The organism is Brevundimonas sp., assembly GCF_041919755.1.
Taxonomy (GTDB): domain Bacteria; phylum Pseudomonadota; class Alphaproteobacteria; order Caulobacterales; family Caulobacteraceae; genus Brevundimonas.
Genome location: NZ_JAYRTD010000012.1, coordinates 71,568 through 83,882, shown reverse-complemented (window position 1 = coordinate 83,882; position 12,315 = coordinate 71,568). Strand labels below are relative to the sequence as shown.

General features: G+C 62.0%; 12 protein-coding genes and 1 tRNA gene. 4 read left to right on the top strand and 9 right to left on the bottom strand.

Going from position 1 to position 12,315, the window contains the following annotated elements:
* Positions 1-869: 869 nt before the first annotated feature.
* On the top strand, positions 870-1,073 hold the full coding sequence (locus tag ACE3TH_RS13330; protein WP_374600391.1) for a hypothetical protein: 204 nt from the start codon (positions 870-872) through the stop codon (positions 1,071-1,073).
* 27 nt (positions 1,074-1,100) lie between these two features.
* Here the strand turns inward: ACE3TH_RS13330 and ACE3TH_RS13325 are convergent, their stop codons facing one another.
* The 6 genes from ACE3TH_RS13325 to ACE3TH_RS13300 all read right to left on the bottom strand — a co-directional run bounded on the left by ACE3TH_RS13325 (position 1,101) and on the right by ACE3TH_RS13300 (position 5,690).
* Positions 1,101-1,328: a hypothetical protein gene (locus ACE3TH_RS13325; RefSeq protein WP_374600389.1), complete on the bottom strand. Its 228-nt coding sequence runs from the start codon at positions 1,326-1,328 to the stop codon at positions 1,101-1,103.
* Between the two features lie 693 nt (positions 1,329-2,021).
* Positions 2,022-2,183 carry a hypothetical protein gene (locus ACE3TH_RS13320; RefSeq protein ID WP_374600388.1) on the bottom strand — a complete coding sequence of 54 codons (162 nt, stop codon included), beginning with the start codon at positions 2,181-2,183 and terminating at the stop codon, positions 2,022-2,024.
* An 84-nt stretch (positions 2,184-2,267) separates the two neighbouring features.
* Positions 2,268-2,504 (bottom strand): hypothetical protein, encoded by a 237-nt coding sequence (locus ACE3TH_RS13315; RefSeq protein ID WP_374600386.1) that lies wholly within the window; start codon positions 2,502-2,504, stop codon positions 2,268-2,270.
* 561 nt (positions 2,505-3,065) lie between these two features.
* Positions 3,066-3,515 carry a BLUF domain-containing protein gene (locus ACE3TH_RS13310; RefSeq protein ID WP_374600384.1) on the bottom strand — a complete coding sequence of 150 codons (450 nt, stop codon included), beginning with the start codon at positions 3,513-3,515 and terminating at the stop codon, positions 3,066-3,068.
* A 173-nt stretch (positions 3,516-3,688) separates the two neighbouring features.
* Positions 3,689-4,303: a response regulator FixJ gene (fixJ, locus tag ACE3TH_RS13305; protein WP_374600382.1), complete on the bottom strand. Its 615-nt coding sequence runs from the start codon at positions 4,301-4,303 to the stop codon at positions 3,689-3,691.
* Positions 4,281-5,690 (bottom strand): PAS domain S-box protein, encoded by a 1,410-nt coding sequence (locus ACE3TH_RS13300; protein WP_374600380.1) that lies wholly within the window; start codon positions 5,688-5,690, stop codon positions 4,281-4,283. Before ACE3TH_RS13300 ends, fixJ begins: the two co-directional genes overlap by 23 nt.
* Positions 5,691-5,920: 230 nt before the next feature.
* On the opposite strand from ACE3TH_RS13300, the gene ACE3TH_RS13295 reads away from it, so the two are divergent.
* Together ACE3TH_RS13295 and ACE3TH_RS13290 are read left to right on the top strand one after the other, a co-directional pair.
* Positions 5,921-6,610 (top strand): alternative oxidase, encoded by a 690-nt coding sequence (locus ACE3TH_RS13295; RefSeq protein ID WP_374600378.1) that lies wholly within the window; start codon positions 5,921-5,923, stop codon positions 6,608-6,610.
* 967 nt (positions 6,611-7,577) lie between these two features.
* Positions 7,578-8,879 (top strand): mechanosensitive ion channel, encoded by a 1,302-nt coding sequence (locus ACE3TH_RS13290; protein WP_374600376.1) that lies wholly within the window; start codon positions 7,578-7,580, stop codon positions 8,877-8,879.
* Positions 8,880-9,218: 339 nt separating this feature from the next.
* Here ACE3TH_RS13290 and ACE3TH_RS13285 read toward each other — a convergent pair.
* From ACE3TH_RS13285 to hemC, 3 genes are all read right to left on the bottom strand, one after another.
* Positions 9,219-9,294, bottom strand: a tRNA-Thr gene (locus tag ACE3TH_RS13285).
* A 164-nt stretch (positions 9,295-9,458) separates the two neighbouring features.
* Entirely contained in the window at positions 9,459-10,145 is a 687-nt protein-coding gene (locus ACE3TH_RS13280; protein ID WP_374600395.1) for a uroporphyrinogen-III synthase, read from the bottom strand.
* Positions 10,142-11,092, bottom strand: a complete 951-nt coding sequence (hemC, locus tag ACE3TH_RS13275; protein WP_374600374.1) for a hydroxymethylbilane synthase — start codon at positions 11,090-11,092, stop codon at positions 10,142-10,144. Before hemC ends, ACE3TH_RS13280 begins: the two co-directional genes overlap by 4 nt.
* 55 nt (positions 11,093-11,147) lie before the next feature.
* Here hemC and tsaD point away from each other — a divergent pair, with 55 nt between their 5' ends.
* Positions 11,148-12,314, top strand: coding sequence for a tRNA (adenosine(37)-N6)-threonylcarbamoyltransferase complex transferase subunit TsaD (tsaD, locus tag ACE3TH_RS13270; RefSeq protein ID WP_374600373.1), 1,167 nt, complete (start codon positions 11,148-11,150; stop codon positions 12,312-12,314).
* Position 12,315 lies beyond the last annotated feature (1 nt).

Below are 12,315 nucleotides of genomic sequence, written 5' to 3'. Positions count from 1 at the left end.
CAACAGGCCGACCCGCTGCGCAGGATGAAAGCTGCGCGGCCCGGCCTGTTGCTCACCCCACGCTGCGAGGCGTAACTAACCCAAGGACTCTGGTCGCCGCTGGATGAAAACTCAGGGGCACGTCACTTCCCAGTCTGAGCTGATCCGGTGATCGGGGCGTTCTGAAGTTTGCGCGCTTTCACGTGGGAAACTCCAAAATCCCGACCTGCGCCATACCTGCGAAAAGGATTCGCACGAGCCAATCGCGCCCTCGCCGATCCAATTCCTCGGGCTGCTCGTCACCTGAATGGAGACGTCGTGTTATGGACAGCAGGAGCCTCTGATCGGCTGGCCCGAGGTCTCGCAGCAACTTCTGAAGCCGCTGGTGCACCGACTAAGGAAATGTCTTCCCTTCACACCGTCAATAACTTGCCACGCTATTAGGACACGGGAAATACCGCCCCGCACCGTCCTCAACCACCCTTGACGCCCCCCAAGCGCCGGCGTCTGCGCTCTAGTCTCCCGTCACTCGCGCACTATGGCACATGAAAATAGCTTTTGCGGCAACGGGCAATCTATCCGAACGGCAAGCCCGCAAGCACATACACTGGCTGAATACCCAGTTTAACAGGTCGCAGGGCGAGCTTGAGCTTCTCGGCACACTCTTAGTAGGTCTTTGCGCACGCTGCCAAGGGTCAGGTATGCAATCTCCACATTGCTGTAGCCCTCATTCTTCAAAGCCCGGTCAATGTCTTTGCTGACTTTGAACCGGCCTGAGCGTGCCAGTTCGAACGCGCGTTCCATCGCACTCGCACTGTTCGCTCTCCCCTAGGCTGGAACCGCAGATTCGAAGCGTTGAATTCTGCATAACCTCTGCCATACAAACGCGCATGGTTGAACCCCGAGCTGAGCTGCTGCGCCTGTTAAAGCGGACACTAACTCAGTGCCGCGAGACGCAGGATTTCTGGCTCGACAACGATTTTCGTCTGACTGTAGGTGGCATCGACATCACTGAAGCGGAGCGAGCAGCGGCCGATCAGCGGATTGAGCATCTCGAGAACTTGATTGCTGCCATGGAGCGCGAACGCGGTTAGCCGTACGGTGCTGATGCGCTCGTGTCTTCAGCCAGCCACCTTCGCCTGGACCGTCAGAATGCCAATCGTCTTTTCTTCATCGCGGACAACAATCTCAAGAATCTCGCCGTCCCATAGATGAAGCGCTCGACTAGGGGTCAACTCCGAAACGACCCGGATAGCCGCCTGTCGGGCCGCGTCGCGATCCTCTAACACCTCCCCGTCGTGGTCGATCACGTGTTCACCGTCGAGGGTGTCAAAGAAATAACGGGGCATAGTGCCTTAATCCGGCGTGGATTACCCGGTTCCACTGAACCGACAAGCTTCGACGCCTGTTCGCTCGGTCGACTACCAACTAAGGAGCCGACGTGCGCGCGATCTCCGATGCTCGACCAGTTTCGCCATCACCCCTATCGGCATCAGCTTGCTGACTGGTGTCAGTCTCCTGATCAACGTGGGGGCTTTGAAGACGGGGCTTCACAATCGCAAGCGCCAACACCAACGCTGCCAAAGCCACAAGCCCGGCCAAGATAAGTAGCCCATTCCATCGGTTGTGCTCCGCATCTTTCAATCGGTCTGGCATTTTGTGCTCCCTTAGGGGCAAGAACGCGTGAGAGCCGCGATAGCATCATTACCGTGGCTTCACCGTTTTGACAGGGGTAGGCAACTTGCCAGCGGCGCTCAACTGCCGCTGCTTAGCCTCAGCGAGTATCTGACGAACGATATCTCCACCGCCGAGGATGGGCATCGGCTCGCCAAACGTCGCTCTCCACTGTCGGTCGAGTTCCTGATCTTCCTTCGTGAGCGGGCTTTGCATCATGCCATTTTGGTAGGCCGACCATGGCGCGAAAATGGCTTTGCTCCTACTTCCACGCAGGGCCCATCCATAATCTCTGGCGACGTCAATCAGGGTTTCCAGTACCTTTGACGGCAACGCTAGCTGAGCGGCGTTGCTCGCACCAGGAGCCCTTAGCCCGCGTCGCGTTTCCAGAAGGCGGACGTCATCCCCATGCCGACGGCCACGCCGATCGCGAGCCAAACGCCGATGTTGTCGGTTGCGGCTCCAATAGCGATCCCGGCACCTATCCCCGCGGCCAATGGCATCCACCTTTTGAAATCATTCTTCGACACTGTTGGCCTCCTTATCGCCATTGCGGCACTTGCGGCCAAATCCTGCTACTCGCGAGACAAGTGCTGGTCATTATCAGGCCTGGGTCAATGCCGGGGGCCACTCATCATCTTCTGGACGACAGGGTCCATCAGCGAGGCGACCACTTCTAGGTCGAATGCGTTTTCAGCCTCGGTTAAGTCCGCCAGCACACGCGGTTGGTTCTGTCTTATGGTCGATAAACGATAGTGGCAGCCACCGGCCCGTCCGAAGGACTTGGGCTCACCAACCTCGAAAAGTCTCACCCCCGCCTCTTCACGCAGCAGCTTTTTAAATGAAGCCATAACGATACCTCCTCGGGCAAAATATCATCACAAGGTGGTTCAGTTGTCGAATCGGGCGCCCTAGAGCGAGAGTGCGGAGTGCCGACCACAAGTTAGGGCGGACATTGACTGGACCATTCAGCGATCATAGCCCGGACATATGAAGGTTGCCCGCCAAGCTCTATTTCACTGCCTTATTGGAGTGGCGATTGCTCTCTTGTCGACGTTCGTTGCCTCCCGCTCCGCCTTGGTAGCGTACCCGGAAATTTTGGGCTGTGAGAAAGGATGCAACGTTGTAGCGACAGGATGGCCCTTCACATTTGTGAGCGACTATCTCGGTATGTCGGTGGTCAACAGCGCAGATATTACGGAGGTCTGGTTTGCAGCGGATCGCTTTTCCTGGGAACCGTTCCTGCTGAATGTAGGGGTATGGGCTCTCGCGTCTTCTGCCATAATATGGGTGACTCGCCGCATTATCCGAACGCCATAGGTCCACGCGTAAATACCTGCGGAACGGCGGGCGTGATGCGAATGATGGACTCAGCGGTAACCGCGATACTGAAACACCGGTTTATGGAACTCTCAGCCAGTGATCATCTCTGCGTCTCGACTTACGCGGGCCATATCCAACCTCATTCTTAGGGAGAGACCGTAAGGGGATTCACAACCTTCAACTAATCGCTTCAACAGCGCTGCATGTGCCGGACGCACCTTCGGCGTTTCCATGATCCAGAAGGTGAAGGCCCGGTCGGTTGATAAATCGGTTCCAAGAACGCGCATATTGCGGTGTCTGCCATCGTCCGCCAATCGAGACATCAACGACTTTACAGCTTGGGGCGGTCCTTCAATGACTTGAATGAACGTTCCATCCGCATAGGCCAGAAGGCCAGTTATGTGGTCACGTTCATTGTTGCGACTGGACACAGCCAGGATGTCGGCCACGTTGAGTAGCCGGTCCATCGGAACGGCTGCCTCGCTACAGTAAATAGTTCTCTGCCAGCGCACGATCTTTCCTCCCACTAAACTAAGCATACGGAGGCAGGAGGGTTCCAGTCTGCTCTGGCGTTTGTTTTGACCGTCGTCACAGCTCCCATTAATTTGCGATGGGTCGGCAACGGTCGGTTTAGCTTTAGGTTGAGAGCGGACTATTGCGGATCCACACATAATCGCCCGTTTTCTGGGTGCCGGTGAATGTCCCGCTGAAGCTAGCCCGCCGTCATTACCATTCTGACTAATTCCGAGAGGCTACCAGCCTGCATCTTCGTCATGACATTGGCCCGGTACACCTCGACCGTGCGCGGGCTGATGCCGAGGTCGAAGGCGATAACTTTGTTAGCGTGTCCTTTGACAAGGCCTTCCACGACGTCGCGCTCGCGCGGCGAGAGGGAACCGAGGCGCGCGACGAAAGTCCGCTTTTCAAAGTCAGCCGAAGACGCCTTGCTGGCTTGATCTAGGACGCGTTGGATCGAGGTGAGAAGAATCTCGTCGTCGAACGGCTTTTCAATAAAATCAACGACTCCCGCACGCATCGCCTCAATGGCGAGCGACACGTCGGCATGGCCTGTGACAACGATCACGGGCTCAACCGAACCGCTGTCCCGCAGCCTGCGGGCAAGCTCCAGACCGGTCATGTCAGGCATTCGGACGTCGGTTACGATACAGCCCGCCGCACGATTCTTCTCGGCGAGGAAGGCGAGCGCGGACTCGTACGTACGGGTTGTCAAGCCGGCAGTCTCTAGCAGGAAGGCGATGGAATCGCGTACAGCCGCGTCGTCGTCGATGACGTGGATGATAGTTTCAGTCGTCATCGGCAGTTTCATCCTGGAGTCGAGCGCGCTGGAGCGTGAAATGAAAGACTGTGCCGCCACCCGGGTTCGGGTCGAACCAGATGCGGCCGCCATGAGTCTCGATGATCGTCCGCGAGATGGAAAGCCCCACGCCCATGCCGGATCGCTTGCTAGTCACGAAGGGTTGGAACAGTTGATCCGCGAAGTCGTCCCTGACGCCCGCGCCGGTGTCCGAGACCGAAACCCGCAGCATGTCGTCATCGATGGCGACGACCGCGATGACCAGTTCCCGCGTCGGCGAGTCTTCCATAGCGTCCATGCCGTTGCGGATAAGGTTGAGCAGCACCTGCTGGATCTGCACTTTGTCTGCCAAGACCTGGTTGGCGGCCGGGTCCATCTCAAACCGCACCCGCACTCCGTGTTCGCGGGCCCCGACCAACGCGAGAGCGCTGGCCTCTTCGATAAGTTTCGAGAGGTCCTCGATCCGCCGTTCCGTCTCACCCCGAGACACGAACTCGCGCAGTCGCCGGATGATGACGCCAGCACGTAGAGCCTGATCCGCAGCATGATCGAGCGCAGTGGCGATTTGGTCCTTGCCCATCCCGTTCGAAACCAGAAGCCTTTTTGAGCCCTTCAGATAGTTGGAGATGGCGGTGAGCGGTTGGTTCAGCTCGTGCGCCAGGGCCGAAGCCATCTCGCCGAGCGCAGTGAGCCGAGAGACTCGCACGAGATCGCTCTGCAATTCCTGCATCCGAGCCTCTGCCAGCTGACGTTCGGTCAGGTCGCGGACGAAGCCGGTGAAGAACCGGCCCTCGGCGGTGCGCATTTCGCCTACAGCGAGCTCCATTGGAAAGGTCGAGCCGTCTTGGCGCTGGCCGACCACCACCCGGCCAAGGCCGATGATGCGGCGCTCCCCCGTCCGGTAGTAGCGCCGGAGGTAGCCGTCGTGCGCCTCGCGATGGGGCGACGGCATCAGCACGCTGACGTTTTTTCCAATCGCTTCATCTACGGACCAGCCGAACAGGCGCTCAGCCGTCGGGCTGAAGGCCCGGATCAGACCGCCATCGTCGATCAGGATCATAGCATCGGGTATCGTGTTCAGGATAAGCCGGAGGTGGGTCTCGCGGGCCGACAGCTCGCGGTGGGCGCGCTGGAACCACTCGCCGCCGACCGTCACCGCCGTCGCCACTCCAACAAACAAGGCGGCTTCGATCCACAGAGCGGGACGGAGGGGCGAAAGCAGCAATGCAGCGCCGAGGCAAATTACCCCTGCCGCCGCTCCCGGAATCCAGCCTCCCATCGCGGCACCCACCACCACGGCAGGGACAAAGACCAGAAACGCGCCGTGGTCGCCCATCTGCTCGCCGAAGGCTGCGCGTAGGCCGGCACCGAACGAGGCGACGACGATCGCTGCCGCCACCGCTATCCACCGCGACGCGGGGCGGATTAGGACAGAGGGCGCTGTCTCCGGGGAATGAAAGGCTCGCATCAATGCTCCTTGCCCAGGTTGGACCGCCTCCGCGTCTCCGGGACTCTCCTTAGGGCGAAGACCCAAATACCGCCCTCGGGCACACGCTTCTACACAGGTTGCATCTTCAAGACGCCGCCGCAGCGGCCCGGAGCCTTTCCGGATCATCAGGAGCAAAAGCCATGGCCGCCCCCCTCGTCGACCTGTCGATTCATCACCAGCCTAAAGGCCTTTCGGACCGCGTCGCGTTCGGCTTTACCAAGTTGCTGCGCCTCTGCGCCGACACTTTCTTCGCAAAGCGTTACGGCCACCGGGCCGTGGTTTTGGAAACTGTTGCGGCCGTGCCGGGCATGGTTGGCGCTACCATCAATCACCTGAGCTGCCTGCGCCGCATGTGTGACGACAAGGGGTGGATCAAAACCCTGATGGACGAGGCCGAAAACGAGCGCATGCACCTGATGACCTTCATCGAGATTTCGAAGCCGACCCTGTTCGAGCGCTTCGTCATAGTGTCGGTGCAATGGGTTTTCTACCTGTTCTTCTTCGCCCTCTACCTAGTCCACTCCAAGACAGCTCACCGCGTGGTCGGCTATTTCGAAGAGGAGGCGGTGCTAAGCTACACCCACTATCTCGCCGAGATCGACGAGGGCCGCAGCCCGAACGTGCCAGCACCCGAGATCGCCAAGCGCTACTGGGGCCTGCCCGAAGACGCGACCCTGCGGGATGTGGTGCTGGTGGTTCGTGCCGACGAAGCCCACCATCGTGACGTCAACCACGGCTACGCCAACGAACTTGGCGGTCTGCCCATCCAGGCTGTCGCGCCTTGCCCACCGCACGTAGCATTGGAGCCGACTTGGAAGGCCGCTGCCTGATTTTGCTCCAGATAAGCCCGAGCCTCCTGTGGTAGCGATCACGGGAGGCTTGTCGTGCTGGGCGTAAATGAACACTCATCTCAACGCGTGATCTGGTTTCCGGGCCGTAAGCGATCATGCAGCGGCACTATGCCATTCGCTCAGACGTACAAAGCCTAGCTCCCGCCAACATCCATCGCGACTCTCCTCCCCGCTTGTGCTCGGGGATCAGAATGCCCGCGTTAGCTGGCGTTGTGGTAAGGGTGAGACGGACCGACAGCGGGCAAGCGAGGCTGACGTGTTGAGACCGATCATCATTAAGCTGTCACCCGGCGCCTCACTGGTCGTTCTGGATTGCCTAGAGAACGGCGTCATATTCAGCGAAAAAGAGATGGCCCGGGGCCAAGCGCAATCTCGTCTTAGCGGCATGGAGGTCGTCTTTGATGTGACGGCTTGCGGCGAGGAGTGGTCGCCTGTCGTATGGCATCAGCAAAAGCAGCCTATTGGCTGGGTTCACCTTGACGGGCGTAGGCAGGAGCCTGACCGCAAATCGCGGCTCTGAGGCAAGACCTGGCGGATCGGCCGCCATGCCGTGGGTGTTAAAAAATCTCCCGGAAGGTTTAAGGCGTCCCTCAGCCTGCTCGTTCCGAGTGTAGGCTCACACCCGTTCAAGGGCAGTTCCCAACGCGTAATCATAGTCAGGCATGCCTATCGCGTGCCGAACGTAAAACAGATGGTGCCGAGGCCGAGACGGCGCGGCGAAGCGCATCGGCACAAACTAAAGGCAGCAGATTGCCGGAAGTATTGAATGTGCAGCATTGAGCCGCACATGACGGCTCCATAGGCGCATTAGAAACTGTTGCCTGTGCGTAGGAACTCTTGAGTGATCGCCTCGTTCTTCCGGCAACGTGCGTCCGCATACCGCAGACGCCTAGAGGGCTGTCAGTTGTACAACACCACCGGATACCAATTCATAGGCTGGGAGCCCTTGCTCCAGGTCTGGCTGCCCAAGGTGGGCGGCGCCATCCTCATTCTCATCGCGGCCTGGTTCATCGGCAAGGCCGTGAAGTGGGTTATCGCCAAGGCGGTGAACCGTCTGCCGGGGGCGCAAAAGGGCCTGTCGGACGATCCGAAGCATACGATCGGCACCAGCGTGGGCGACGTCGCTTTCTGGTTGATTGTTCTGTTCGGCGTGGTCGCCGCCCTAGGCGTGCTGAACCTGGGCCAGGTCGTGGCACCCCTGAACACTTTGCTGAACCAGATCGCCGGCTTCCTGCCCAACATCTTGGGCGCGGGCCTGATCTTCTTCATCGGCTTCGTGGTGGCCACCCTGGCCAGCCGCGTGACCGAGGCTGCGCTCAAAGCCGCCAATGCCGACGCCTGGCTGGACAAGGCTGGCATGTCGCGCGCGACGGGCTCGACGGGTGTCTCGAAGGCGCTTTCGACCCTGGTGTTCGTGCTGATCCTGATCCCGATCACGATCGCCGCGCTCGAGCAGCTAAACATCGAGACCATCACCACCCCCGCCGTGGCAGTCCTGTCGACCGTGTTCGACGCCATTCCCCGTGTCCTGGCCGCCGCCGTGGTCCTGGCCATCGGCTGGTTCATCGGTCGCTGGGTTGCCCAGATCATCGAGCGTGTGCTGCCGGCGACCGGTTTCGACCGCAGCGTCTCCAGCCTGACCGGCCTGTCGTCGGTCAGCCGGGCCGAGGCTGCAACGCCCGCCACGGCACCGTATGCTGGTGACGTGACACCGGCGACCGCCGCAGTTATGGACGACACGCCTGCGCCCACCCGGATGACGCCGTCGGCGATCGTGGGCAAGGTTGTGATGATCGCCATTGTCGCCTTCACCGCCGTCGAGGCCGCCCATCTTCTGCAGTTCGCCACCATGGCCGAACTGGTCGAGAACGTCCTCAGCCTGGCCATCCAGGTCATAGTCGGTGGGGTGATCATCACCGCCGGCGTGATCATCGCCGATCTGCTCGCCAATGCGATCGATCGCGGCACCGAGGGCCGGGACGGGTTCGCCTCCACCCTGGTGCGATGGGCCACGATCGCCCTGGCCACCGCCATGGGGCTGCGCTTCATGGGGATTGCCGACGACATCGTTCTGCTGGCCTTTGGCCTGATCTTGGGCGCTGCCGCAGTCGCTTCGGCCCTCGCCTTTGGCTTGGGCGGTCGCGAGGCCGCCGGTCGGGTCGCCAACACCTGGGCTGACAAGGTCACGAAGGCTCCAGGCATTACGAAGGATACGAGAACAAAAGCTCCTCGCGTAGGCGAACAATAACGCGGTCTACCCGTAGGATCAGAGGGGCGGCTCTTCGGAGCTGCCCTTTTTTTGAGCAATCGGGAGCGGGCATTTAAGCGTTTGCAGTCCTATGCTTGTCGTGAAGCCATGCGAGACATATTCGTCACTCGCAATCTGATGGCAATCGACCCGCTCCTCCGCAATAGTTCTTCTGCAGGGTGACATGCACCTTCAGTTGTTGGAAAAGCGGAAGGAATTGTATCACCGGCGGTCATCAGCTTGTGACGCCTCACCCACTAGGTACCCAGTGAAAGTCCGAGCGGGGGTCTACCAGCCTTACCCGCTTGACAATACCTAGTCAGAGTGGGTTTGGAGTGGTGGTGCCGCTTAGGTGACTCGAACACCTGACCCCATCATTACGAATGATGTGCTCTACCAGCTGAGCTAAAGCGGCCTAAACCCTACTATCCCACTACTAATCACACACCCATTAGCCCAAACCACTGGATACGCACCACAAATAACGGCTGACCCGCTACTTACGAATGATGTGCTCTACCAGCTGAGCTAAAGCGGCCCGGCGCGGACGGGAACCGGCTCGCGCGAGAGAGGCGCTCTTTATACGCCGCGCGCGGGCTTGCCAAGCGCCTCCAGCATCCCCGTCTCGCTTGGATGGGTGGCGATGCGCAAATCGGCGACGGGCAGGCCGTTCAGGGGAGCCGCCGCCTGCGCTGAGATGGCGACAATCCGGTGCCGATCTACGGCCTCTGCCCCCAGTGCAGCCAGGGCTTTGGCGGCGCGGGGCGAATGGATCAGGATGTCGGCGACACCGTCCGGCGCAACGGCCGCGGTTTCCGCCGCCTCGTATACAGCCAGAGTTTCGACCTGGACGCGACCAGTCAACAGGCCTGCCAGATCGGCCACCGGCTCTCGCGCCACGGGGGCCAACAGCCGCTCACCGGGTTGCATCTCACGCGCAATCAGGGCGACCAGATCGTCCACTGCGCCATCCGCCGATTGCACGTCGGCAAAGCCAGCCTCACGCGCGGCCTGCGCCGTCGCCTCGCCTACCGCGAACACCCGCAGGTCGCGCCGGGGCGTCAGGGCGGCAAAGGCGCTGACGCCATTGCGGCTGGTGAAGGCCAGGGCGTCGAAGCCCTCCAGATCGGGCAGGTCGGGCGACAGCGGATGGATCGCCAGCAGGGGCTGTATCACCGGTTCCCATCCCATCGCCCTCAATCGCCCGGCGGTGCGCGATGCCCCGGGCTCGGCGCGGGTGACCCAGACGCGCCGCCGATCGCTCAGGACGACACCCGCTGATCGCCCGCGAGCGCGTGCACCTCGGCCCCGAGCCTCAGGCCGAGCGCCCGCGCCTGTTCGCCGGCGTCCGCCGCCTCGATCTCCACCATCTCTCCGCCCCGCCGCCAGCGGGCAGAGCCGTCGGGGGCCAGCATTTCGGTGGTCAGCAGCAGCCGCCCCTCGCCGATCTCTGCATGAGCCCCGACCGCCGTGCGACAGGACCCTTCCAGCGCGGTCATGGCCCCCCGCTCGGCCTCGATGGCCAGGGCGGTCATCGGATCGTTCAGAACCGACACCCAGGCCGCGTCCAGATCCTCGACCCGCGTCTGCAGGGCCAACGCGCCCTGACCCGGCGCGGGCAGGAAGCTATCCAGCGACAGCCGCTCGCGGATCACGCCTTCGAATCCCAGCCGGTTCAGCCCCGCCGTGGCCAGAAGGATGGCGTCGAACTCGCCATCGGCCAGCCGCCTCAGCCGCGTATCCACATTGCCGCGCAGCATCTCGATTTGCAGATCGGGCCGAAGCGCAAGCGCCTGAGCCTGCCGCCGCAACGAGGCCGTCCCCAGGCGGGCACCCATCGGCAGTTCGGCAAAACTGGGAACCACATCGCTGATGAAGGCGTCGCGCGCATCCTCGCGCACCGGGACGGCAGCGATGCACAGGCCCGGCGGCTGATCGGCCGGCATGTCCTTCATGGAATGGACGGCCACATCGACGCGCCCGTCCAGCAACGCCTCCTCGATTTCCTTGGTGAACAGGGCCTTGCCGCCGATGTCCATCAGGCGGCGGTCCTGCACGCGGTCGCCAGTCGTGACGATCTCGACCAACGGCACGGCGGCCTGCATGTCCCCCTCGGCCACACCCAGCGCCCGGCCGATGGCACGCTGCATCATGCCCGACTGGGTCAGGGCCAGTTTGGAGCGGCGCGTGCCGATGCGGACGAGTGGGGTCATGCTGTTAAAGACGCGAGCCGTTGCGGAACCGGGGCGAGGTCGTTACCTCGACCCCATGAGTATCGGCGCGGACTATAGCAGCGAGGAAGGCCGGGCAACCGACGCGACGTCGCTGTCCCTAGCCTCGCACCCGCCGCTCACCGTTCTGGGTCTTGAAACCAGCTGCGACGAAACCGCTGCCTCGGTCGTGCGCCTGGACCCCGACGGCAGCGCAACAGTCCTCTCCTCTGTGGTCCACAGCCAGGTCGATGACCATGCGGCGTTCGGCGGCGTCGTGCCCGAGATCGCGGCCCGTAGCCATGTGGAGATGATCGACGGCGTCGTTCGCCTCGCGATGAGCGAAGCCGGCACCGGCTATGACGCCCTCGACGGAGTCGCCGCGACCGCCGGCCCTGGCCTGGTCGGCGGTGTCATGGTGGGGCTGGGCTTCGGCAAGGCGGTCGCCCTGGCCCGCGACCTGCCGCTAATCGCGGTCAACCATCTGGAGGGACACGCCGTCTCCGCCCGCCTCGGCCAGCCGGTCGATTATCCTTTCCTGCTGCTGCTGGTTTCGGGAGGGCACTGCCAGTTGCTTGAGGTGCGCGGCATTGGCGACATGACCCGATTGGGCACCACCATTGACGATGCAGCGGGCGAGGCCTTCGACAAGATCGCCAAGGCCCTGGGGCTTGGCTATCCCGGCGGTCCGGCGCTCGAAAAGCTGGCGGCCTCCGGTGACGGCTCCCGCTTCGACCTGCCGCGCGCCCTGCTGGGGCGCAAGGACTGCGACTTTTCTTTCTCAGGCCTCAAGACCGCCGCCTCGCGCCTGGCCCAGACCTGCGAGACCGAGCAGGACAAGGCCGACCTCGCAGCCGCCGTCCAGACCGCCATCGCCCGCCAGCTCAGCGAACGCGCCGACCGGGCGATGAAGGAGTATGCGGCAGACCGTCCAGCGGACGAGACCCTTCCCCTGTTCGTGGTCGCAGGCGGTGTGGCCGCCAACAAGACGATCCGTGCGACGCTCGAAGCCACGGCGGCAAAGAACGGCTTTGCCTTTCTGGCCCCGCCCATGGCCTATTGCACCGACAATGCGGCGATGATCGCGCTGGCGGGAGCAGAGCGGCTGCGGCTGGGGCTGGTTTCCGACATCGACACCGCCGCCCGGCCACGCTGGCCGCTGGACGAACACAGCGCCCTGACCGCCCCGACACACGCGCCGGGGCGCAAGGGCGCAAAGGCTTAGA